This window comes from Mesorhizobium sp. M6A.T.Ce.TU.016.01.1.1, from assembly GCF_003997065.1.
In the GTDB taxonomy this organism is placed as follows: Bacteria; Pseudomonadota; Alphaproteobacteria; order Rhizobiales; family Rhizobiaceae; genus Mesorhizobium; species Mesorhizobium mediterraneum.
The window spans coordinates 17622-39629 of the sequence record NZ_RZTJ01000016.1; the positions used below are offsets into that span (position 1 = coordinate 17622).

General features: G+C 62.2%; 21 protein-coding genes. 5 read left to right on the forward strand and 16 right to left on the reverse strand.

Features of this window, described 5'->3' with window-relative positions; genetic code table 11:
• The 4 genes from EOC94_RS24240 to EOC94_RS24255 form a co-directional block, all read right to left on the reverse strand.
• Positions 1 to 426, reverse strand: a 426-nt coding sequence (locus EOC94_RS24240; RefSeq protein ID WP_245465643.1) for a DUF2076 family protein, incomplete at its 3' end; no start/stop codon positions are given.
• 125 nt (positions 427 to 551) lie between these two features.
• Positions 552 to 1268, reverse strand: coding sequence for a Bax inhibitor-1/YccA family protein (locus tag EOC94_RS24245; protein WP_126106648.1), 717 nt, complete (start codon positions 1266 to 1268; stop codon positions 552 to 554).
• 21 nt (positions 1269 to 1289) lie between these two features.
• Positions 1290 to 2063 (reverse strand): anti-sigma factor, encoded by a 774-nt coding sequence (locus EOC94_RS24250; RefSeq protein ID WP_127294085.1) that lies wholly within the window; start codon positions 2061 to 2063, stop codon positions 1290 to 1292.
• Positions 2064 to 2071: 8 nt separating this feature from the next.
• Positions 2072 to 2590 carry a sigma-70 family RNA polymerase sigma factor gene (locus tag EOC94_RS24255; RefSeq protein ID WP_245330029.1) on the reverse strand — a complete coding sequence of 173 codons (519 nt, stop codon included), beginning with the start codon at positions 2588 to 2590 and terminating at the stop codon, positions 2072 to 2074.
• 352 nt (positions 2591 to 2942) lie between these two features.
• Between EOC94_RS24255 and opgC the strand changes: the two genes are divergently transcribed.
• From opgC to mazG, 3 genes are all read left to right on the forward strand, one after another.
• The gene (gene opgC / locus EOC94_RS24260; protein WP_127294003.1) at positions 2943 to 4109 is read left to right on the forward strand and encodes an OpgC domain-containing protein; all 1167 of its coding nucleotides are present in this window, start codon (positions 2943 to 2945) and stop codon (positions 4107 to 4109) included.
• A 180-nt stretch (positions 4110 to 4289) separates the two neighbouring features.
• Positions 4290 to 5474, forward strand: coding sequence for an amino acid aminotransferase (locus EOC94_RS24265; protein WP_127294005.1), 1185 nt, complete (start codon positions 4290 to 4292; stop codon positions 5472 to 5474).
• 84 nt (positions 5475 to 5558) lie between these two features.
• Complete coding sequence (mazG, locus tag EOC94_RS24270) at positions 5559 to 6383, forward strand: nucleoside triphosphate pyrophosphohydrolase (RefSeq protein WP_127294007.1); 825 nt, start codon at positions 5559 to 5561, stop codon at positions 6381 to 6383.
• Between the two features lie 6 nt (positions 6384 to 6389).
• Here the strand turns inward: mazG and hflX are convergent, their stop codons facing one another.
• From hflX to dusB, 8 genes are all read right to left on the reverse strand, one after another.
• On the reverse strand, positions 6390 to 7781 hold the full coding sequence (gene hflX, locus EOC94_RS24275; RefSeq protein ID WP_127294009.1) for a GTPase HflX: 1392 nt from the start codon (positions 7779 to 7781) through the stop codon (positions 6390 to 6392).
• Positions 7782 to 8027, reverse strand: a complete 246-nt coding sequence (gene hfq / locus EOC94_RS24280; protein WP_006202172.1) for an RNA chaperone Hfq — start codon at positions 8025 to 8027, stop codon at positions 7782 to 7784.
• A gap of 145 nt (positions 8028 to 8172) precedes the next feature.
• Complete coding sequence (locus EOC94_RS24285) at positions 8173 to 9036, reverse strand: D-amino-acid transaminase (protein WP_127294011.1); 864 nt, start codon at positions 9034 to 9036, stop codon at positions 8173 to 8175.
• 154 nt (positions 9037 to 9190) lie between these two features.
• Positions 9191 to 10552 carry a sigma-54 dependent transcriptional regulator gene (locus EOC94_RS24290; RefSeq protein ID WP_027153990.1) on the reverse strand — a complete coding sequence of 454 codons (1362 nt, stop codon included), beginning with the start codon at positions 10550 to 10552 and terminating at the stop codon, positions 9191 to 9193.
• The gene (locus EOC94_RS24295; RefSeq protein WP_164759221.1) at positions 10542 to 12827 is read right to left on the reverse strand and encodes a PAS domain-containing sensor histidine kinase; all 2286 of its coding nucleotides are present in this window, start codon (positions 12825 to 12827) and stop codon (positions 10542 to 10544) included. Before EOC94_RS24295 ends, EOC94_RS24290 begins: the two co-directional genes overlap by 11 nt.
• 223 nt (positions 12828 to 13050) lie before the next feature.
• Complete coding sequence (gene ntrC / locus EOC94_RS24300; protein ID WP_095488622.1) at positions 13051 to 14511, reverse strand: nitrogen regulation protein NR(I); 1461 nt, start codon at positions 14509 to 14511, stop codon at positions 13051 to 13053.
• On the reverse strand, positions 14508 to 15650 hold the full coding sequence (locus EOC94_RS24305) for a nitrogen regulation protein NR(II) (RefSeq protein ID WP_095488621.1): 1143 nt from the start codon (positions 15648 to 15650) through the stop codon (positions 14508 to 14510). The genes ntrC and EOC94_RS24305 overlap by 4 nt, the downstream gene beginning before the upstream one ends.
• A complete protein-coding gene (gene dusB, locus EOC94_RS24310; protein WP_095488620.1) occupies positions 15647 to 16675 on the reverse strand; it encodes a tRNA dihydrouridine synthase DusB in 1029 nt (342 codons plus the stop codon). Before dusB ends, EOC94_RS24305 begins: the two co-directional genes overlap by 4 nt.
• Before the next feature lie 236 nt (positions 16676 to 16911).
• Here dusB and EOC94_RS24315 point away from each other — a divergent pair, with 236 nt between their 5' ends.
• Complete coding sequence (locus EOC94_RS24315) at positions 16912 to 18141, forward strand: bifunctional 2-C-methyl-D-erythritol 4-phosphate cytidylyltransferase/2-C-methyl-D-erythritol 2,4-cyclodiphosphate synthase (RefSeq protein ID WP_095488619.1); 1230 nt, start codon at positions 16912 to 16914, stop codon at positions 18139 to 18141.
• A complete protein-coding gene (locus EOC94_RS24320) occupies positions 18138 to 18647 on the forward strand; it encodes a CinA family protein (RefSeq protein WP_127294013.1) in 510 nt (169 codons plus the stop codon). Before EOC94_RS24315 ends, EOC94_RS24320 begins: the two co-directional genes overlap by 4 nt.
• On the opposite strand, the gene EOC94_RS24325 is transcribed toward EOC94_RS24320, so the two are convergent.
• The 4 genes from EOC94_RS24325 to lpdA all read right to left on the reverse strand — a co-directional run bounded on the left by EOC94_RS24325 (position 18623) and on the right by lpdA (position 21994).
• Positions 18623 to 19081: a type II toxin-antitoxin system RatA family toxin gene (locus EOC94_RS24325; RefSeq protein WP_127294015.1), complete on the reverse strand. Its 459-nt coding sequence runs from the start codon at positions 19079 to 19081 to the stop codon at positions 18623 to 18625. The genes EOC94_RS24320 and EOC94_RS24325 overlap by 25 nt on opposite strands.
• A 12-nt stretch (positions 19082 to 19093) precedes the next feature.
• Positions 19094 to 20059: a lipoyl synthase gene (gene lipA / locus EOC94_RS24330; RefSeq protein ID WP_126106662.1), complete on the reverse strand. Its 966-nt coding sequence runs from the start codon at positions 20057 to 20059 to the stop codon at positions 19094 to 19096.
• A 135-nt stretch (positions 20060 to 20194) separates the two neighbouring features.
• On the reverse strand, positions 20195 to 20452 hold the full coding sequence (locus EOC94_RS24335) for a GlsB/YeaQ/YmgE family stress response membrane protein (RefSeq protein ID WP_095488615.1): 258 nt from the start codon (positions 20450 to 20452) through the stop codon (positions 20195 to 20197).
• A 96-nt stretch (positions 20453 to 20548) separates the two neighbouring features.
• The gene (lpdA, locus tag EOC94_RS24340) at positions 20549 to 21994 is read right to left on the reverse strand and encodes a dihydrolipoyl dehydrogenase (RefSeq protein WP_126106663.1); all 1446 of its coding nucleotides are present in this window, start codon (positions 21992 to 21994) and stop codon (positions 20549 to 20551) included.
• Positions 21995 to 22008: the final 14 nt, after the last annotated feature.

The following is a 22008-nucleotide window of genomic DNA, read 5'->3' on the forward strand; positions in this document are numbered from 1 at the left end:
GCCGAAAACCACCCCGCCCGCCACACCCATCGCAGTCTGCGCGGCTCCGGCGAGGAAACCGCCGCCTGCCCCCTGCCGATCATTGCCAGAAAGCGGCTGCTCCGGTACAGCGGCAGCGGTGCGCCCGACCCGCGGCACCGAACCCGAGCGCCTGGCGCCGCTGCCTCCGAAGAGGCCGCCAAGCAATCCGCCGCCGGCAGATTGCTGTGCCTGTTGTTCCAGTTCCTCGATGCGCGACTGTGCCGCGTTCAGGGCCTGCTCTTGCACGACGATTGTTTGCGCCATGTAGTATGGCGCGCCAGGCTGTCGGGCAATCTGATCGTTGATGAAGCGTTCCGCTTCGGCATCGCGCGGCGGCGTCTGTCGCTCGACATTCGCAAGTTTCTCAAAAAGATTGCCAATCGCCTGCTGGTCGTTCCTGTTCATGGGAAGCAACTCCGGTCATTTGCGCGCGCCGCGTCCAGGACATTCTCGCGGCGCGCTCTACGTCCCTATTTATGCATGTCGCTGCTTCAAAACCGCTGCCGCGACATGCATTTGATTTGACGCAGCTATTCGCGCTCGCCGGTGAAGTTCAGCAGCAACTGGAAGATGTTGATGAAGTTCAGATAGAGCGAGAATGCACCGAAGACGGCTAGCTTCTGCTGCGATTCCGCACCAAAATTCTCCGCAAACTGCTCCTTGATCGTCTGCGTATCCCAGGCGGTGAGACCGATGAAGACGGCGATGCCGATCACCGAAATGGCGAACTGGAGCGCAGTCGAGCCGAGAAAGATGTTGACGATGCTGGCAATCACCACGCCGATCAGGCCCATGATCAGGAAGGACGAGAACTGGGTCAGGTCGCGTTTGGTCGTGTAGCCGTAAAGGCTGGTGGCGCCGAACATGGTGGCGGCGATGAAGAAGGTGCGTGCGATGCTCGTGCCGGTGAAGACCAGGAACACGGAGGCCAGAGACAGGCCCATGACCGCACAGAATGCCCAAAACATCGCCTGGGCGCCGGCCGCCGACATCGTCTGCATCTTGAACGAGAACAGCAGCACGAAGGCGAGCGGCGCCAACATTACCACCCACTTCAGCGGAGTGGAAAATATCGGGACGTAGAGGGCTGGCGTAGACGCCACCATGAAGGCGATCACGCCCGTAACGACGAGGCCGACTCCCATGTAGTTGTAGACGCGCAGCATGTGCTTGCGCAGGCCTTCGTCGAAGACGGCCCCGGTTTGGGCTCCGACGCCCGTGCGGTATCCTAAATTGGGGGTATTCATGCCAGTTCTCCTTGGTGAGGGTCAGTAAAGCGTTTTGGCGAGCGTCTCGGCGGTGCGATCGAGATCGTGGATACCGCTTCGGGCGACGACCGCGTAGGCGACTTCGCCGATCTGGAAATAGGCCGAGGAAATTTCGCCAGAGGGGGCGGCGGTCGGCTTGACCACGTCGAACGTTCCGGGCCTGATCGCGAAGAGCGAGACCAGTCCCAGGTCCCTTGTTTCGACAGCCATCTCGACGCTCGGGCCGAACCGCGACGGGTAAATCTGGACGTCACGGACCTTCCAGTCCTTCGGCAGCGACGGCATGACGATCGCCGTTGCAGCGCGGATTTCGTCAGCATCGTAGTCCGGCGCTTCGGGTTGGGATGACATGGCCTCGCGCATGATTGTCGTCCCGTGTGCCCGGATCGCCTCCTCCAGATAGGCGGGCGGCTGTGTCGAGGCGACGACCTTCGTCACCGATATCGGCCCGACGATGCCGTTCGCCAACCAGCCCGCGGTCAGCAGGACTGCGACTGCCGCAGCCCGGCGCAACGTGCCTAACACGCGACCCCGGGCCAGCCCGCGTTCCAGCCGCCGCGCCGCGTCGGCCGTTGCCGGCCGCGCCATGCCCTTGGATCCGGCAAGTGCCACGCGCAGTTCGTCGCGCGTCCTGAGGTCGGACATCACGCGAGCGGCGGCCTCCGGACGGGCGGAAAGAAATGCCTCGACCTCGATGCGGCGGGCAACGTCCAGCTGGTCGTCGACATAGGCGTCGAGATCGGCATCGGTCACCGGGTCGCGCAGTTCGTTCATCGCAGACATCACGGGCCTCCCACGATCCTGAGGTGGCTTTTCACACGCGCCGGCAATTTGTCCTCCATCTCACGGAGCGCCGCCCGCGCCCGGCCGATGCGCGACATCAGCGTTCCCAACGGCACGCCGCTGGCCTCGGCCGCCTGGCTGTAGGTAAGTCCCTCGATGGCGACGAGATGCAGCGCCGAGCGCTGCTCTTCCGGCAATTTGAAAAAGGCTTCGCGCACCTGCGCCAAGCGGACGGAATGCTCCTGGGGAGCCTGCATACTGGCGTCGGCAAGATACCCGGCCTGCTCGACGCGCGCCGCTTCAGACTTGCGGGACCGCAAGCCGTCAATGAAAGCGTTGTGGACGATCGACAGCAGCCATGCGCGCAGGTTTCCGCCGGATCGGAAGGTGCCGCGCCGCTCATAGGCCCGCACCAGCGCGTCATGCACCAGGTCCTCTGCTTCGGCGCTGTCGCGCGTCAGCGAACGCGCGTAGCGCCGCAGCGAACCAAGCTGTCCTATGATATCGAAGCGTGGCATCGACCCTCTCATGTCCCGTTTACGGAGCATGGCAGGTTTTTAATCCCGCTCTTTGAATTTTTTGCGATCCGGGAAGGTCAGACATCACCGGTGCAACGCCTCACCATCACGCGTGCGGCTTCTTTGTCCGCGACCGAGCGGCCCGCCCCTCAGCCGCCACAATTCGCTGTGCGGTTAGCGCCGCCGGGGATTTCGATGTTTACACGTGAATTAATTTGTGACGCGGAAAATCGCGAAGGTGTCATCTTTTTCGGGGCACTTGCGAGTTATAGGCAGGAAACATTCACCGCCGAATCTTCCCTTCGCCGACGGTCCTTTGGGCCCGCTTTGTTCCACGAATTATCGACCCGATATGACAAGCCCCGACACGACAGGCAATGCGCCAACCCAGCGGGATACCCGCATCGATGTCTTCCGCGCGCTAGCGCTACTGACGATCTTCGTCAACCATGTGCCCGGGACGGTCTTCGAGTATTTCACGCACAAGAATTTCGGCTTTTCCGATTCGGCCGAAGCCTTCGTGCTGATTTCTGGTATCGCTGTCGGGCTCGCCTACGGACTGAAGTTCCGGCCGGGAAACCGGTTGCTCATCACCCTGAAGGCCTGGCGGCGCGCGGGTGTCCTCTATGTCACCCACGTCATGACCACCGTGGCGACGCTGGCGATCTTCTCGGCAGCTGCACTGCATTTCTCGCGGCCCGATCTTTTGAAGCTGATCAACATCCAGATGATCATCGAGGACACGCCGGAAGCGCTGCTCGGCATCGCCGCGCTCGGGCATCAGATCGGCTACAACAACATTCTTTCCATGTATGCCGTGGTGCTTCTGATGATGCCGCTTTTCCTGTGGATCGGCACGTTCAGCCTGCGGCTGATGCTCGCTGCGTCCGCTGCCCTCTGGCTCATCGCCGGCATTTTCCAGATCGCGCCTTCGAATTTTCCCGGCGACGGCTTCTGGTTCCTGAACCCGCTCTCCTGGCAATTTCTGTTTGTCATCGGGATCGCCGGCATGCTGCATGTCAAGCGCGGCGGCGAAATCCGCTTCAACTGGATGATGACGAGCGCGGCCGTCGGGTATCTGGTCGGCGCGCTGATTTGGGTGCGGCTGCCGCTGTGGGGCATCGAGACGGCCTCCGGCCTGCCTACCGTGCTGACCGGTTTCGATAAGACATTCCTGTCGCTGTCGCGGCTCATGCACATTCTGGCGATCGCCTATCTGATCGTGACGCTCCCGGCGCTTTCCAACCTGGCGAGGACCAGGCCCGGACACCCGCTCGCGGTTCTCGGCAAGCATTCGCTGCCGGTCTTCATCGCCGGAACGATCCTCGCCATGATTGCGCAGGTCATGAAGGTCGTCAGCCCGGGCGGGCTGCTCTACGACACGATCCTGATCACGACAGGCATCGCGCTGCAGTTCGGCTTCGCCTACTACCTCGAATGGTTGCCGCGGATCGGTTGGGGTGCCAAGAAGCAGCAACCTGCCGCCGCCTTGCCGTCTGCTACCCTCAAGCCAGCGTGATAGAACGGCGCGACGCGCCGTGCCATCAAGGCCTTTCGCCGGGTGCGAGCCTCTCCTCGAGGCACGCTATGGATTTCTATGTCCAGTCCCGGTTGGCGGTTTTCAACTTGGCGCAAATGAAAACCGCTGGCGCAGCACGGCCGATTTGCGTATCACTCCGCCGCCAACGGAACCGCGCCGATGTTTGAAGATCTTCAGCCTGCCCCAGCCGACAAGATCCTTGCTTTGATTGGCCTCTATCGCGCCGATCCCCGCCCCGACAAGGTCGACCTCGGCGTCGGCGTCTACAAGGATCGCGATGGCAAGACGCCGGTGATGCGCGCCGTGCGCGAAGCCGAAAAGCGATTGCTGCAGAGCCAGGATACCAAGACCTATCTCGGCCTTGCTGGCGATACCGGCTTCAACACGGCGATGGCGAGGCTGGTCTTTGGCCCTGCGGCCGAGCTTACACGCATCCGTGCGGCGCAGGCGCCCGGCGGCTCAGGCGCGCTGCGGCTGGTGGCTGAGCTGCTCAAGAGGACGCGATCGGACGCGACGATCTGGCTGTCGGACCCGACATGGCCGAACCACATGCCGGTGATGCGCGCCGCCGGCTTGCAGATACGTGAATATCCCTATTTCGACGCTGCCTCAGGTGCTGTTCGCTTCGCCGACATGATGAGCGCGCTGGCGACCGCCAAGAGCGGCGACGTAGTGCTGCTGCATGGCTGCTGCCACAATCCGACAGGCGCCAATCTGGACATCGCGCAGTGGGCTGAAATAGCCGACCTTGTCGTCGAGCGCGGTCTGCTGCCGTTTGTCGACATTGCTTATCAGGGCTTTGGCGAAGGCCTGGACGCAGACGCCGCCGGCTTGCGCCTGCTGGCTGAAAAAGTTCCGGAGATGGTCGTTGCCTCGAGCTGCTCGAAAAACTTTGCCGTGTATCGCGACCGTGTCGGCGCGGCGATGATCCTGGCTAAAGACGGCGCGCAGGCGGATGTGGCAATGAGCCAGATGCTGTCGGCGGCGCGCGCCATGTACTCGATGCCGCCGGACCATGGCGCGGCCGCGGTGCGCACTGTGCTTGAAGACGCCACGCTGCGCGCCGACTGGGAAGCGGAGCTAGAGGAGATGCGCCTGCGCATGCTGCGGCTTCGGGTGCAGTTCGCCGAAGCGCTGCGGCGGCAGTCCAATTCCGATCGCTTCGATTTCGTCGCCAGCCATCGCGGCATGTTTTCCCGGCTTGGCCTGTCCGAAGCGCAGGTCGAGCGGCTGCGCGCCGAGCACGGTGTCTATATGGTCGGTGACAGCCGCATCAATGTCGCCGGTCTGCCGGAAGACGGTATGGACGCGCTCGCCAAGGCGATCGTCTCCGTGCTCGACTGAGGCGTTGAGCAGCGCTGTGGACAATCGCCCCTCGCCGTCCGACGGCGTTGGCTACGCGGTCGGACGCAGGCTAGCATCCGGCCGATGAAACCTTCGAAGGACATTTCCCGGCTGATTGAGATCATGGCGGCGCTGCGGGCCCCGGAAACCGGCTGTCCGTGGGACATCGAGCAGGATTTCTCGACCATCGCGCCTTACACGATCGAGGAAGCCTACGAGGTGGCGGACGCCATCGCGCGCGGCGACCTGGACGATCTGCGCGACGAGCTCGGCGACCTTCTGCTGCAGGTCGTCTACCACGCGCAGATGGCCGAGGAGGCTGGTGAATTCGCTTTTGGCGACGTGGTCCAGGCCATCACCACGAAAATGATCCGCCGCCACCCGCATGTCTTCGGCGATGAGAAGGCGCGCAGCGCCGGCATGGCCAAGGGTATGTGGGAAAAGATCAAGGCCGAGGAGAAGGCTGAGAAACGCAGCGCCCGCCTCGCCCGCGGGCACGATCCGGAGGATCACGGCAAGGGTTTTCTGGACAGCGTGCCGGTCGCCCTGCCCGCTTTGACCCGGGCGCTCAAGCTGCAGGAGAAAGCTGCCCGCGTCGGCTTCGACTGGAGCGAGGCCACGCCGATCCTCGACAAGATAGAGGAAGAGATCGGCGAGTTGCGCGAGGCCCTTGCCAAGGGCGATATGGCTTCGATCAAGGACGAGTTCGGCGACATGCTGTTTGCCGTCGTCAATCTCGGGCGTCATCTCAAGGTTGATTCCGAAGCGGCGCTCAGCGGCACCAACGAGAAATTCCGGTCGCGGTTCCACTACGTCGAGCAAGCGCTAGAAGCGTCCGGAAACACACTGGAAAAGGCCTCGCTCGACGAGATGGAGGCGTTTTGGCAGCAAGCCAAGAGCGCGAAGTAACAGCGACTATCCGTTGTTTTTACGGTGCAATCGGCTTTCTATCTCTTCATGCGCGCTTTGCGTCGCCTTGAGCGCGACGGTCACGCCGCCATCTTCATTGTCGGTGCGCGAGACGACGTCGCCATTGCGGTAGAGCCAGTCGACGAGCCCGAGCTGCTCAGGCTTGAGCGTGATGGTCAGCGTTTCCAGTTCGCCTGAAACTCTTGTCTCAATGATCGCCTTCAGCACATCGATGCCCTCGCCGGTGGCGGCCGATATGGCAATCGGCGGCGTCTTGTTGCCATCGGCGCCATCGGCAAGAAGCCGAGCCCGGTTGCCTTCGTCGAGCAGGTCGATCTTGTTCCACACTTCGATGACGCGCTTGCTGTCGCCGGCATCGACGCCGAGATCGGCAAGGATCCGCTCGACATCCTCGGCCTGGGCGGCCGTGTCGGGGTCCGAAATATCGCGCAGATGGATGACGAGATCGGCCTCGACCACCTCTTCCAGCGTGGCCCGGAAGGCCGCGATCAGATGCGTCGGCAGGTCCGAAATGAAACCGACCGTGTCCGAAAGGATGACCGGCGTGCCGTGCGGCAGCCGCACCCGACGCAGTGTCGGGTCGAGCGTGGCAAACAACATGTCCTCGGCCAGCACCCCTGCTCCGGTCAGTTTGTTGAACAGCGTCGACTTGCCGGCATTGGTGTAGCCGACGATCGCCACCACCGGGAAAGGCACCTTCTTGCGCTTGGCGCGGTGCAGGTCACGGGTGCGCCGCACTGTTTCCAGCTCGAGCTTCAGCTTCTTGATCTTGTCCTGCAGGGCGCGGCGATCCGATTCGATCTGCGTTTCGCCAGGGCCGCCGAGAAAGCCAGCGCCGCCGCGCTGGCGCTCGAGGTGAGTCCAGCTTCGCACGAGCCGGCCCTTCTGATAGTTGAGGTGCGCAAGATCAACCTGCAGCGTGCCTTCCTTGGTCCGCGCGCGCTCGCCGAAAATCTCCAGGATCAGCCCGGTGCGATCCAGCACTTTGGCGTTCAACTCTTTTTCCAGATTGCGCTGCTGCACCGGCGTCAGCGGATGGTCGACAATGACCAGTTCGGCATGGCCCTGTTTGACGATCTCGGCGAACTCCGCGACCTTGCCGCTGCCGAGCAAGGTCGCCGGGCGCGGATCGTTGACGGTCACCACCGCGGTATGGATCGGGTCGAGGTCAATAGCTTGGGCAAGGCCAACCGCCTCGTTGTGGCGGGCCTCGGCGGAACGCGTCAAGCGCGGACGATTCGTGTCTTCGTCGCTGCGCGGCTGGCGGGTAAGCACAGGCACGATGACCACAGCCCGGGTCGGGCCTTCGGCTTCCGTCCCCGGCTGATATGCTGATTTTTCGCGAACGCTGCGGTCCGCGTCTTTCTTACGTGCCAATCAGGCGCCCTGGCTTTCCTCACCATCGAACATCTGAACCGGCTGGCTCGGCATGATCGTGGAAATGGCGTGCTTGTAGACGAGCTGGGAATGGCCGTCTCGACGCAGCAGAACACAGAAATTGTCGAACGAAGTGACCACGCCGGTCAGCTTCACGCCGTTGATGAGAAAGATGGTGAGTGGGTTTTTGCTTTTGCGAACTGAATTCAGGAACAGGTCCTGAAGATTTTGCGATCGTTCCGCCATTGTTCTTGTCTTTCGCCGATCCCCTTCGGTTTGCAAGCCAATGCGCCAAATTACCCGGCACGTGTCAAGCACGCAAACACCATCTTGCCGTCAATAACGACAAGCAGAACGAGATATATTGATGTTCATTCCACCTGTGCGGTTATCAGGCTGGACTTTTTTCCGCAACGTCAAAAAAGGCTTGCCGCAAGGAAAGTGTTATCGAGCCCGGATGGCCGTTAGCGACGGGTGCACCGTCGATCGCCACGATCGGCATGGCGATCGTGGTCGCGGAGCTGATGAAAACCTCGCGCGCGGCCTTGGCCTCGGCGACCGAAAAGCCGCGCTCCTCGATTTTCAGGCCGAGCTTGGCGGCTACCTCGAACAGCGTGGTGCGGGTGATGCCGCGCAGGATGCCGTGCTCGGCCGGACGCGTCACCAGCACGCCATCCCTGGTGATGATCCAGGCATTCGACGATCCACCTTCCTTGACGGTGCCGTCGGCATCGACGAACCAGGCCTCCTGGGCGCCGGCTTCCTTAGCCTTCTGCTTGGCGAGCACATTTGGCAACAGGCCGACCGACTTGATATCTACCCGGTCCCAACGATTCTCCGGCACGGTGATAACCTTGATACCGCTTTCGGCCCTCTTCGCGGCAGCAGCGGGGTCGGCTTTCCTGGCGGTCACCACCAGCGACGGCTTCGTGCCCGCCGCCGGAAAAATAAAGTCACGGCTGGCGACGCCACGCGTCACCTGAAGATAGACCAAGCCATCGGTGACATGGTTGCGGCGGACCACCTCGCGCAAAATAATCGGCAACACGCCCCGCGTGACCGGCCAGTCGATCGACAATTCGGTCAGCGAGCGGTTCAGCCGTCCGAGATGGCGAGGCATATCGACGATGAAGCCGCGCGCCACCTCGCAAACCTCGTAGACGCCATCGGCGAACTGATAGCCGCGGTCCTCGATATGGACGAAAGCGTCGCCGTGAGCGACATAGCGCCCGTTCACATAGGCAATGCGCGGCATGAGGTCACCCCTGGAGAAGTCAGCGCATGGGTCATGCGCAAAAATCAAAATGCTACAGCGTCCTTTGCGCGTCCCAAAAGACGCGCGGCGCTTTCTTATGCGATTCCGCCAGCGCCGTAACCGATAATTGCGTAGGCCACCATTGGATTGGCTATCAGACGCCCAGCGACTTCAGCTTGCGGTGAAGCGCCGAGCGTTCCATGCCGATGAACTCGGCCGTTTTCGAGATGTTGCCGCCAAAACGGTTGATCTGGGCGATCAGATAATCCTTTTCGAACTGTTCGCGCGCCTCACGCAGCGGCAGCGCCATGATGTGCTGATCGGATTGGTTTGGCGTGCGCGGCATGACATCGCCGATCTCGGCAGGCAAGAGGTCGGCGGTGATCGGCGCATCGATATCGTCGCCGCGCGCCAGGATCATCAGCCGCTCGACATTGTTGCGCAACTGGCGGACGTTGCCCGGCCAGTTGTGCGCCTGCAGTACCGCCAGCGCGTCGTCGCCGATGCGCCGCGGCCGGATGCCGGCCTGGCGGGCGATCTGCTTCATGAAATTGTCGACCAAATAGGGAATGTCCTCCCGCCGTTCGGCCAGTCCCGGTACCATCACCGGAACCACCGCCAGGCGGTGATATAGATCCTCCCGGAAACGACCGTCGGCGATCATCGCCTCCAGGTTCTGCGAGGTCGATGAAATGATTCGGACATCGACCTTGACCCGCTTGGTGCCCCCTACCCGCTCGAACTGCTGTTCGACCAGCACACGCAGAATCTTGTTTTGCGTTTCGCGCGGCATGTCGGCCACTTCGTCGATGTAGAGAATGCCGCGATGGGCTTCCTCAAGCGCGCCGACCTTGCGTTCGACACCGTTTGATTCGGTGCCGAACAGCTCGACCTCCATGCGTTCGGGCGTGATGTTGGCAGCGCTAAGCGTGACGAACGGTGCCCCCTTGCGCGCCGACAGCGTGTGGATAGCGCGTGCCGCGAGTTCCTTGCCCGACCCGGACGGGCCGATGATCATGACGCGGCTATTGGTCGGCGCGACGCGCTCGATAGTCTGGCGCAACTGGCTCATCGCCGACGACATGCCGATCAGGTCGAAGGTTTCGCCGCTGCGCAGCTTGAGGTCCGAAACCTCGCGTCTCAGTTTCGAGGTTTCAATCGCACGCTCGGCGATGAGGATCAGCCTGTCGGCCTTGAACGGCTTCTCGATGAAGTCATAGGCGCCGCGACGTATGGCTGAGACCGCTGTTTCGATGTTGCCGTGGCCCGAGATCATCACCACGGGCAGGCTCGGATGCATCGTCTTGATCTCGTCCAGCAGCGCCAGTCCGTCCAGACGTGAGCCTTGCAGCCAAATGTCGAGGAAAATCAGCCTCGGCGCCCGGTCGGCGATCGCCGCGAGGGCGCTGTCGGCATCGAATGCCGTGCGGGTTTCGTGACCTTCGTCGCTCAGGATACCGGCGACAAGTTCGCGGATGTCTTCCTCGTCATCGACGATGAGAATGTCAGACGCCATTACCGACCTTTTCAGTTTCTCTTTCGTGTTCCGTCCTGCCTTCGCCGCTCGACGGCACGGTGGCGGCAAGCGGCAGGATGATGCTGATCATCGCGCCTCGCCCGCCGTGGAAATCCACCGGCGCGTCATGCAGTTCGAGCCGGCCGCCATGGTCTTCCACTATCTTCTTGACGATAGCGAGGCCAAGCCCCGTGCCCTTCTCGCGTGTCGTCATGTAAGGCTCGAGCAATCGCTGACGATTCTCGCGCGGCAAGCCCTTGCCATTGTCGATGACGTCAATGCGAATCGCGCCATTCTGGCGCCCGGCTTGAATCCGGATTATGCCGTGCGAGCGGTCCTTTTGATCAAGTCCGTCGATCGCCTCGGCTGCGTTCTTGATAATATTGCCAAAAGCCTGCGCCATCAGGCGGCTGTCGAAAGTGCCCTTGAGCGGTTCGTTGCCGAATACGCGCTCGAAGGTGATATCGGCGCGGCTCACTTCGACGAGGAACGAGGCTTCGCGCAACGACTCGCGCAAATCGAGGGCCTTCATTTCGGGCTTGGGCATGCGTGCGAAAGCGGAGAACTCGTCGACCATGCGGCCGATATCCTCCACCTGCCTGATGATCGTGTCGGTGCACTGATCGAAAACCTCGCGGTCTTCGGTGATGACTTTGCCGTAACGGCGCTTGATGCGCTCGGCGGAAAGCTGGATCGGTGTCAGCGGGTTCTTGATCTCGTGGGCGATGCGCCGCGCCACATCCGCCCATGCCGAGGAACGCTGCGCCTGGACCAGATCGGTGATGTCGTCGACCGTCACGACATAGGATTTCTCCTCCGAACCGTCGTCGCCGGCCTCGACCGTGATCTGCACGTTAAAGGTCCGCTCCGTGCCGGCGCGATAGAAGGTCACTTGCTCGCGGTGGACAGGCTTTCCCGACTTGCGGCCGATCTCGAAGACGCGGCCGACATGCGGCAGCACGGCGGAGAGATTTTGCCCGAGTGCGGCAGTGGCGGAAATGGCCAGCATCGTTTCGGCCGATCGGTTGACGATGGTGACGATACCATAGGGATCGACGCCGATGACGCCGGCGGTGACGCCGGCAAGCACGGCTTCCGAAAAACGCCGCCGCTCGTCGATCAAATCCTTGGCGGACAGAATCTCGTTACGCTGCGATTTCAGTTCCAGCAGCATCTTGTTGAAGGTGTCGCCGAGCGAGGCGACGTCGCCGTCGGAGGGCCGAACGGGCACGGCAACGTCGAGATTGCCGGTCGCAACCTCGTCGGCCGCGCCGATGAGCTGGCGGATAGGCCGCACCAGGCGATCAGCCACGGCAATGCCGGTCCAGATGGCGGACAGAATGATGATAAGCGTCAGCGACAGGTAGGGAAGTGCGAAGGCCACCTGCGACGTGCGGCGATTGGCTTCCAGACCGCGATATTCGTCGGTGTTGGACCTGACAATCTGCCGCGCCTTGATCACCTCGGGATCGACCAGGCGGATGGTGTAGAGATAAAGCCCTTCGATCTCGCGCAGCTTGACGATGGCGCCCATGATGTTGCGCGTCTTCGGCTCGATCAGCACCGGCCTGCCGTCGGCGGCACTGCTCATGGCGCCTTCCGGCGGCTCCGGCATGGCGAAATCGGCGTCGGTCTTGGCGCTCATGACGAATGAACCGTCTGGCTTGACCAGCGCGGCATGGGCCAGCGAGCGTCCGACGGCTTCCTTGTTCATGAGGTCGAGGAAGCCGGTTCTATCGAGGCCATAGAGCGTGCGGGAGGCGTCGAGATCGTAGGCCATCGACAGGGTCGTTCCCTGGAGATTGCGCGCGTTCTCCTGCACATAGGCATCGGCGATCGACAGCGACGAATTGACGATCGTCTTGGTGCGGATCTCGAACCAGCGATCAAGACCAATGTCGAGTGTGATCGACGCGATGATCGCCACCATGATGGCGGGAATCGCGGCGACTAGCGCGAACATCGCGACGATCCGTACATGCAGCCGCGACGCCGCCTTGCCGCGCCGGCGCGCCATCAAAATGCGATGCACTTCGCGACCGACCAGCGCAATCAGAAACACGATGAACGCCGCGTTGAGGGCGATGAGCGCCAGCGTCGTCCTCTCGTCCGGCGTGATCGGCGTGGCACCGACGAGAATGGCGAAGGAGATCGCCGCCGTAACCAGCGCACCGGCAACTGCCACCACGCCGGGCAGCGCAAGCAGCCGGCGCCCTTCCCTTGTGCCGGGTTCGCTAAAAAGCGGTTCGCTCAGTGTCGGTGCCTGTGAAGCCATGTCGCCGTCTAGAGCCAGTGATTGCGTCGGATGTATGCAACGCATTGTGGCGATTATGCAACAAGTGTGACCTGGACGGAAATGTTTCGGCGATCGATCCCCCGGAAAAGGCGCCGCTCTATCGCACCGGCCCGAAAATCGAGATCGATTTTTCGGAAAACACGATGCGAAAACTCAATGCGTCAGAGCGAACTTTGTACGTCCGAATGGAACGTGCCTCGCTCTAAGCCTGCCTGGTCGATTTGTAGACGTTGACGCCGAGTTCGCGGATCTTCTTGCGCAGCGTGTTGCGGTTGAGGCCCAGGAGTTCCGCAGCCTTGATCTGATTGCCGCGGGTTGCCGTCATCGAGGCCAGCACCAGCGGATATTCGACCTCGGAGAGAATGCGCTGATAGAGGCCGGCAGGCGGCAAATCGCCGGCGAATGACGCAAAATACCGCTGCAGGAAATGTTCCACCGCCTGGCCGATGGACAGGTCGTCGGGAATGAGGTTGCCGCCACCGGGAACGACCGGCCTCTCGCCGGTCTTCAGTTCCGCCTCGATGATCTCGGCGGAAATCTCATCCTGCGAATAGAGCGCGGCCAGCCTGCGGACAAGGTTTTCGAGCTCGCGCACGTTGCCGGGCCACGGATAGCGCTTCATCAGCTCGATGCCGCCGGTGGAAATGCGCTTGGTCTGCAGGCCCTCGCTGGCGCCGAGCTTGAAGAAGTGCCGCACGAGATCCGGAACGTCCTCGGACCGCTCGCGCAGCGCCGGCAGCCTTAGCGGCACGACGTTCAGGCGATAGAAGAGATCCTCGCGGAAAAGCCCCTGATTGATCAGCGTGCGCAGATCCTTGTTGGTAGCGGCGACGATGCGCACGTCGGTCTTGATCGGCGTGCGGCCGCCGACCGTGGTGTATTCGCCCTGCTGCAGGACACGCAGCAGGCGCGTCTGCGCTTCCATCGGCATGTCGCCGATCTCGTCGAGGAAGAGCGTGCCGCCTTCGGCCTGCTCGAAACGGCCGGTGGAGCGGTTCTGCGCGCCGGTGAAGGCGCCCTTCTCGTGCCCGAACAGTTCCGATTCGATCAGGTCGCGCGGGATCGCCGCCATGTTGATCGCAACGAAGGGCCCGCCGCGGCGGCGGCCGTATTCGTGCAGCGCGCGTGCCACCAGTTCCTTGCCGGTGCCCGATTCGCCTGAAATCATCACCGTCAGGTCGGTCTGCATCATGCGCGCCAGCATGCGGTAGATATCCTGCATGGCGGCCGAACGGCCGACCAGCGGCATCGTTTCCGGCGGCTCGTCCGCCCGCGCATCTATCTTTGGCCGTCGGGGTTCGGAAAGCGCCCGGTTGACGATGTTGAGAAGCTCGGTCAGGTCGAACGGTTTCGGCAGATATTCGTAGGCGCCGGTCTCGGAGGCGCGAATCGCGGTCATGAACGTATTTTGGGCGCTCATGACGATGACGGGCAGTTCCGGTCGCGCCTTCTTGATGCGCGGCAGCATGTCGAAGGCGTTCTCGTCCGGCATGACCACGTCGGTGATGACGAGATCGCCCTCGCCCGCCGCCACCCAGCGCCACAGCGTCGAGGCGTTGGACGTCACGCGCACCTCATGGCCGACGCGCGAAAGCGCCTGGTTGAGGACGGTGCGGATGGCCGCATCGTCGTCGGCGACGAGAATATTGCCGCGAACCGTCATTTGCGGTCTCCTTCGCCATCATCGTCCGTGCCGAACGGCGTTTCTTTCCAGGCTGGCATCAGAATGCGGAAAGTGGTTCCGCGCGGCGTCGAATCGCATTCGATGATGCCGCCATGCTCGCCGACTATTTTCGCGACCAGCGCAAGACCAAGCCCCGACCCGTTCGGCTTGGTGGTGATGAAGGGATCGAACAGGATCGGCAGGATATCTTCGGAAACGCCGGAGCCGTTGTCGCGCACGCAGAATTCGAGCGGCAGCGACACGCGGCCTTGCGATCCCGGAACGGAGACACGTATGCCCGGCCGGAACGCGGTCGACAGGGTGATCTCGCCTTGCGGATCGCCGCCAATGGCCTCGGCAGCATTCTTGACCAGGTTGAGGAACACCTGGATGAGCTGATCACGATTGGCAAAAACTGGAGGCAATGATGGATCATAATCCTCCAATATCTTGATCCGCTTGGCAAAACCGTTCTTGGCGATCGCCTTCACATGGTCGAGAACGACATGAATATTGACCGGATAGCGGTCAATCGGTCGCTCGTCGGAAAACACCTCCATGCGATCGACCAGCGAGACTATTCGGTCAGTCTCGTCGGTGATCAGCCGGGTCAGCGCGCGATCTTCATCGGAAGCAGACAGTTCGAGCAGTTGGGCAGCACCCCGGATGCCGGATAGCGGGTTCTTGATCTCGTGGGCAAGCATCGCGGCCAAGCCGGTCACCGAGCGTGCCGCGCCGCGATGCGTCATCTGCCGATCGATCTTGTCGGCCATCGATCGTTCCTGGAACATCACCACGACGGAGCCTGGAAATTCCGACACCGGCGCGACGTAGAGATCGACGACTTTCTCGATGCCAAGACGCGGCGACGACACATCGACCCGATATTCGTTGACGGGCGCCCGGCGCTCGCGCACTTGGTCGACAAGCGTCAACAGCGGACTGCCGAAGGGAATGAGCTTGGGTAGTGTGTTACGGGCGAGCATGGTCGCGCTCGAGCGGAAGAAATCCTCGGCATCGGCATTGGCGAAGGTGATGAACCCTTCCGCATCGACCATGATCACCGGGCGGCGGATGGTGTTGAGCACGATGTGGGCGGCGTCCGCCATATCCGTGCTCTGTGTAACGGTGGCATTCATGCCGCGCCCCGCAGGTTCATCGCCTCGGGAGCGTGTGAAAGCACCTCGCGCAACGCGGCAATGACGCGGACGGGCTCGAAGGAGGTGAGGATGGCCTTTCGCTGCTCATCAGCGACGCCAGCGGCGTGGCGGTCGAGATACCAGCCAAGATGCTTGCGCGCCTGGCGCACGCCGCTTTCGGTGCCGTAGAGCGTCAGCATGTCCTCGTAGTGGGCAACGACATAGTCGGCCAACACTTCAGGGCTTTCAGGCACGCCGGGCGTTGCCTTCTTCGCCGCGGCTGTCGCGATGCTGCCTGCCGTCCACGGCGCGCCATAATGCGCGCGGCCGATCATCACCGCGTCGGCGCCGGACTGGTCGAGGATCATTGCTGCCTCGGCCAGCGAGCCGACATCGCCATTGGCAACGACCGGTATCGACACAGCCTGCTTTACGCGTGCGATGGCGCGCCAGTCGGCCTTGCCCTGGTAGAACTGGCAGCGCGTGCGGCCATGCACTGTCACCATCTTGACGCCCGCCTGCTCAGCGCGGCGCGCCAGCATCGGCGCGTTGAGCGCGCTTTCGTCCCAGCCGAGCCGCATCTTGACCGTGACCGGCACCTCGACCGCGCCGACCACCGCCTCGATCAGCGACAAAGCGTGATCGAGATCGCGCATCAGCGCCGAACCGGCATAGCCGCCCGTCACCTTCTTGGCCGGGCAGCCCATGTTGATGTCGATGATGTCGGCGCCCTCGCCCGCGGCTATACGGGCGCCCTCGGCCATGTGCGCCGCCTCACGGCCGGCAAGCTGCACCATGTGCACAGGCAGCCCGGAATGACGGATGCGCAAGCCGCAACCGGCCCTGCCTTTGGCAAGCTCGCCGCTCGCCACCATCTCCGACACGACCAACCCGGCGCCGTGCGCATAGGCACGCTGCCGGAACGGCTCATCTGATATACCCGACATGGGCGCGAGGAAGGCGCGATTGCGGATTCTCACACTTCCCACGTCCAGCGGCGAAGCCAATTTGGTCAGGTCAAGCATGCACAAAAACCAAGCATTTTTAATTGCTGCACATTCTCTAGCCAGAATGATAGCGAAGTGCAACGCGCAATGACGTCGCATTAAGGCGCATTTAGGAAAAATGCCGGCCTTCAGCCCCTACCGCGCCCAAAGCGCCGTGCTTCTTTGGGAAGGACGCCTTGGGCACTTTGCATCTGCGCATGATCTCTTCCGAAAAGCGATTCCACTTTTCGGGATCATGCGCTAAGCGTCTCGGCATGACAGATGCAAGCGAAAAGCAAGCCTCGGCGGCGGACAACAAAGTTGCAGTCGTTATTGTCGCTGCCGGCCGCGGCGCGCGCGCGGGTCAGGCCGACGGGCCAAAGCAATACCAAAGGATCGGTGGCCGTGCCGTCATCGCGCGCACACTGGACGTGTTTTTGGCGCATCCGAGAATCGGTCCCGTCGTCGTCGCCATCCATGCCGACGACAGCGCGCTTTTTCGCAGCGCCGCCGGAGCCAACGCCGATCGGGTCGTCACGGTAACGGGTGGCGCGTCCAGACAAGACTCCGTTCGGCTCGGGCTGCTTGCGCTGAGAGGCCATGCGCCGGGCCAGGTTCTGGTCCATGATGCCGTTCGCCCGTTCGTCGACGCGGAATTGATAGACCGTACGATCGCCGCCATCGGCGAACGCCAGGCAGCGCTGCCTGCCCTACCAGTCGCCGACACGCTGAAACGTGAATCGGCCGCCGGCATGATCGGCGAGACGGTTTCCAGGAACGGGCTTCATGCAGCCCAGACGCCGCAAGGCTTTCCGTTCTGGCCAATCCTGGCCGCCCACGAAAAGGCCCATCATCTCGGCAAGGCGGACTTCACCGACGATGCCGCGATTGCCGAGTGGGCACATATTCCGGTGAAAATCGTTCCGGGCTCGCCGGATAATGTCAAACTCACCTGGGCAAGAGATATTTCGATGGCGGATCAGCGGCTTTCCGGCGAACGGCCGCGCTTTCCAGACATCCGCACCGGCAATGGCTACGACGTTCATGCGTTCGAGCCCGGTGACCATGTCATCCTGTGCGGCGTCTCCATCCCGCACGACAAGAAACTGTCCGGCCATTCGGACGCCGACGTCGGCCTGCACGCCTTGACCGACGCGCTGCTCGCCACCTGCGGCGCCGGTGACATCGGCACGCATTTCCCACCATCGGATCCGCAGTGGAAAGGCGCTGCCTCGCGGATCTTCGTCGAACATGCGGCGAGACTGGTGCGCGCGCGCGGCGGGCGCATCGCCAATGCCGACATAACGCTGATCTGCGAGGCGCCACGGGTCGGCCCGCATCGCGAAGCAATGACAGAAACCCTTTCGGCAATGCTGGGAATTTCCCGGAACCGTGTCTCGATCAAGGCGACAACCAACGAAAAGCTCGGCTTTGTCGGCCGCGAGGAAGGGATAGCCGCCATCGCGACCGCCAGTGTCGTGTTTCCAGGGGATGTCCCCGAATGAGCAACAACGACCTCGCAGATGCCCTGCTTCAAGCCTGCCAGCAGCGCGACATCATGCTGGCGACGGCCGAGAGCTGCACCGGCGGCATGATCATCGCCGCTCTGACCGACATCGCCGGCTCTTCCACGGTGGTCGACCGGGGTTTCATCACCTATTCCAACGAGGCCAAGACGGAGATGCTCGGCGTTTCCGCCGCCACGCTCGAGGCGCACGGCGCGGTCTCGCGGGAAACGGCGATCGAGATGGCGCAGGGCGCCCTGACCCGTTCGCGCGCCGGGCTAACCCTTGCCGTCACCGGCATTGCCGGTCCAGGCGGAGGTTCGACGGAAAGGCCCGTAGGCCTGGTCTGGTTCGGTGTCGCCTTGACTGGCCGGCCGGTCGTCAGCGAATGTCAGTTGTTCGCCGACAAAGGCCGCAATTTCATCCGCCAACAGACGGTCAGGCATGCGCTTGAGCTGGGCTTGCGCGCACTCGCTGCGGATCAGGCTGCTGGCGCTGGCCCATAGATGACGTCGGCGCGCTTCTCGAACGCCTCGGAGAACATGCGGAAGGCGCGATCGAACATCGCTCCCATCACCGCACCCAGAATACGGCTCTTGAATTCGTAGTCGATGAAGAAGCAGACGTTGCAACCGCCGTCGGCCGGCTCGAAACGCCAGGCATTGCTCAAATATTTGAACGGACCGTCGATGTATTTTACGTCGATGGCGTTCTCGTCAGGCTTTAGCAGCACCTGCGTGGTGAAAGTCTCGCGGATCGCCTTGTAGCCGATGCTCATGTCGGCGATGAGCAGTGTGCGGCCGTTGCGTTCCTTGCACGAGCGAACCGTCAGCGCCTCGCAAAGCGGCAGGAATTGTGGATAGGATTCGACATCGGCAACCAGAGCAAACATCTGCTCCGGCGTATGGGAAACGCGACGATGGGCTTCGAATTGCGGCATGAAACCAGTGTGTTAGGCGGACTTTCTGAGAAACGCTTCGCGCGCCGCGCGCAGCCTGGCGAAATCGTCGCCGGCATGGTGCGACGAGCGCGTCAGCGGGCTTGACGCCACCAGCAGGAAGCCCTTGGTCTTGCCGATGGTCTCGAAGGACTTGAATTCCTCCGGCGTGACGAAGCGGATAACCGGATGGTGCTTCTTCGACGGCTGCAGGTACTGGCCGATGGTCATGAAGTCGACATTGGCCGAACGCAGATCGTCCATCAGCTGCAGGATCTCGTTCCGCTCCTCACCAAGGCCAACCATGATGCCGGATTTGGTGAAGATCGACGGATCGAGCTCCTTGACCCGCTGCAACAGCCTGATCGAATGGAAATAGCGGGCGCCCGGCCGGACCGTCAGATAGTTCGACGGCACGGTCTCCAGATTATGGTTGAAAACGTCGGGCTTCGCCGCCACCACGATCTCCAGCGCGCCTTCCTTGCGCAGGAAGTCGGGCGTCAGGATTTCGATCGTCGTCGACGGCGTTGCCGCCCTGATGGCGCGGATGACCTCGGCAAAGTGCTGAGCTCCGCCGTCGGCGAGATCGTCGCGGTCGACTGAGGTGATGACGACATGGGTCAGGCCCATTTGCTTGACGGCGTGTGCGACACGGGCCGGTTCATCGGGATCGAGCGCGGTCGGTATACCGGTAGCCACGTTGCAGAAGGCGCAGGCGCGCGTGCAGATTTCGCCCATGATCATGAAGGTGGCGTGCTTCTTTTCCCAGCATTCGCCGATATTGGGGCAGCCGGCCTCTTCGCACACCGTCACCAGCTTGTGCGACTTCACGATCTCGCGCGTCTCGGCATAGCCTTTCGACATCGGCGCCTTGACGCGGATCCAGTCGGGCTTGCGCAGCACGTCCTGGTCGGGCTTGTGCGCCTTTTCAGGATGCCGCAGGCGCGGCGCATTGGCGATCGTGTCGAGGACGGTGACCATCTGAAATCCGGTTCGTTGGCGATCGCCTGTCCGACGTTCGCTTTTCACAAGTCATCTAAGACTTTTCGCTGCAAAGAAAAAGGCCGCGGCGGCGCATGCCGCCACAGCCGCGTTCGCATGGCAAGAGTTCAGCAACTAACGGCGCACCATGCGCCCTACCCAGATCAGCAGGCAGGCACCGATGAAGCCGGTGATCAGATAGGCGATCCAGCCGGCGCCGAAGGCGCCGATGTTGAGCGCCTGCAGGATGGCATTCAGCACGATCGCGCCAACGATGCCAAGAATGATGTTCATCAGGATGCCGGTGTTGCTCTTCATGAACATCTCGGCAAGCCATCCTGCCAAACCGCCGATGATGATCGCTGCTACCCAGCCCACGCCGTTCACGTCCATATGCCCTATCCTTGTGTGATGAATGCATCCGGAAACGAATTACCTTGCCGTCGAGTTCCTTGGCTCTCGCGTGTTGAGCCTCAAGCGGCCGATTTATCATGCGTTCAGCGCGCGGCCATAGGCGTCCAGGACGCTTTCCTTCATCATCTCCGACAGCGTTGGGTGCGGGAAAATCGTGTGCATCAGTTCTTCCTCGGTGGTCTCCAGATTCATCGCCACGACAAAACCCTGGATCAGCTCAGTCACTTCGGCGCCAACCATATGCGCGCCAAGCAACTGCCCGGTTTTCTTGTCGAAAATGGTCTTGACGAAGCCCTGGTCCTCGCCGAGCGCGATGGCCTTGCCGTTGGCGGCGAACTGGAAGCGGCCGACGCGGATGTCCTTGCCCTCGGCCTTCGCCTTCGCTTCGGTCAGGCCGACGGAGGATACCTGCGGGTTGCAATAGGTGCAGCCCGGAATCTTCAGCTTGTCAGTGGCGTGAACGCCTGGAAAGTTGGCGATCTTTTCCACGCAGACCACGCCTTCATGTTCGGCCTTGTGGGCGAGCATGGGCGGGCCAGCGACATCGCCGATCGCATAGATGCCGGGCACATTGGTCTTGCCGTAGCCGTCGACGACAACGCAGCCGCGGTCGGTCTTCACACCGAGCGCTTCGAGGCCGAGATTCTCGATGTTGCCCTGCACGCCGACGGCCGAGATCATCCGATCCGCGGTGATCTTCTCGACCTTGCCGTCCTTCATCTCGACATGCGCGGTAACCGAGTTCGCGCCCTTCTCGACCTTGGTCACCTTGGCTTCGAGAATGATCTTCATGCCTTGCTTCTCGAACTGCTTCTGCGCGAATTTCGAGACCTCGGCGTCCTCGACCGGCATTACCGCCGGCAGCAGCTCGACCACCGTCACCTCGGCGCCCATGGTGCGGTAGAACGAAGCGAATTCGATGCCGATCGCGCCCGAACCCATCACCAGCAGCGACTTCGGCATCTCCTTCGGCACCATCGCCTCGAAATAGGTCCAGATCAGTTTGCCGTCAGGCTCGATGCCGGGCAGCGCACGCGGCCTGGCGCCGGTGGCAAGAATGATGTGCTTTGCGGTGTAGGTGCCCTCGCCCTTGACGCCCTTGGGCGCCGGCGGCTGCGGCTCCATCGGCTTCTTGGAGGATTTCGAAACAACAACCTCACCGGGCCTGGAGAGCTTGGCTTCGCCCCAGATGACGTCGACCTTGTTCTTCTTCATCAGGAAGGCGACGCCACCGTTCAGCCGCAGCGAGACCTTCCGCGAGCGGTCGACAACGGCAGCGGTGTCGACGCTGACCTTGCCGTCGATCTTCAATCCATAGTCCTTCAGATGATCGGAATAATGCATGATCTCGGCCGAGCGCAGCAGCGCCTTGGTCGGGATGCAGCCCCAGTTAAGGCAGATGCCGCCGAGATGCTCGCGCTCGACGATCGCCGTCTTGAAGCCGAGCTGGGCTGAACGCACCGCCGTGACGTAGCCGCCGGGGCCGGAGCCGATGATGATGACGTCGTAATTCTCAGCCATTTTGTGGTCCTTAT

Coding starts and splice junctions, on each gene's coding strand:
- EOC94_RS24245 (WP_126106648.1), bottom strand. CDS start 1,268: ATGAATACCCCCAATTTAGGATACCGCACGGGCGTCGGAGCCCAAACC.
- EOC94_RS24250 (WP_127294085.1), bottom strand. CDS start 2,063: ATGAACGAACTGCGCGACCCGGTGACCGATGCCGATCTCGACGCCTAT.
- EOC94_RS24255 (WP_245330029.1), bottom strand. CDS start 2,590: ATGCCACGCTTCGATATCATAGGACAGCTTGGTTCGCTGCGGCGCTAC.
- opgC (WP_127294003.1), top strand. CDS start 2,943: ATGACAAGCCCCGACACGACAGGCAATGCGCCAACCCAGCGGGATACC.
- EOC94_RS24265 (WP_127294005.1), top strand. CDS start 4,290: ATGTTTGAAGATCTTCAGCCTGCCCCAGCCGACAAGATCCTTGCTTTG.
- mazG (WP_127294007.1), top strand. CDS start 5,559: ATGAAACCTTCGAAGGACATTTCCCGGCTGATTGAGATCATGGCGGCG.
- hfq (WP_006202172.1), bottom strand. CDS start 8,027: ATGGCGGAACGATCGCAAAATCTTCAGGACCTGTTCCTGAATTCAGTT.
- EOC94_RS24285 (WP_127294011.1), bottom strand. CDS start 9,036: ATGCCGCGCATTGCCTATGTGAACGGGCGCTATGTCGCTCACGGCGAC.
- EOC94_RS24290 (WP_027153990.1), bottom strand. CDS start 10,552: ATGGCGTCTGACATTCTCATCGTCGATGACGAGGAAGACATCCGCGAA.
- EOC94_RS24295 (WP_164759221.1), bottom strand. CDS start 12,827: ATGGCTTCACAGGCACCGACACTGAGCGAACCGCTTTTTAGCGAACCC.
- ntrC (WP_095488622.1), bottom strand. CDS start 14,511: ATGACGGTTCGCGGCAATATTCTCGTCGCCGACGACGATGCGGCCATC.
- EOC94_RS24305 (WP_095488621.1), bottom strand. CDS start 15,650: ATGAATGCCACCGTTACACAGAGCACGGATATGGCGGACGCCGCCCAC.
- dusB (WP_095488620.1), bottom strand. CDS start 16,675: ATGCTTGACCTGACCAAATTGGCTTCGCCGCTGGACGTGGGAAGTGTG.
- EOC94_RS24315 (WP_095488619.1), top strand. CDS start 16,912: ATGACAGATGCAAGCGAAAAGCAAGCCTCGGCGGCGGACAACAAAGTT.
- EOC94_RS24320 (WP_127294013.1), top strand. CDS start 18,138: ATGAGCAACAACGACCTCGCAGATGCCCTGCTTCAAGCCTGCCAGCAG.
- EOC94_RS24325 (WP_127294015.1), bottom strand. CDS start 19,081: ATGCCGCAATTCGAAGCCCATCGTCGCGTTTCCCATACGCCGGAGCAG.
- lipA (WP_126106662.1), bottom strand. CDS start 20,059: ATGGTCACCGTCCTCGACACGATCGCCAATGCGCCGCGCCTGCGGCAT.
- EOC94_RS24335 (WP_095488615.1), bottom strand. CDS start 20,452: ATGGACGTGAACGGCGTGGGCTGGGTAGCAGCGATCATCATCGGCGGT.
- lpdA (WP_126106663.1), bottom strand. CDS start 21,994: ATGGCTGAGAATTACGACGTCATCATCATCGGCTCCGGCCCCGGCGGC.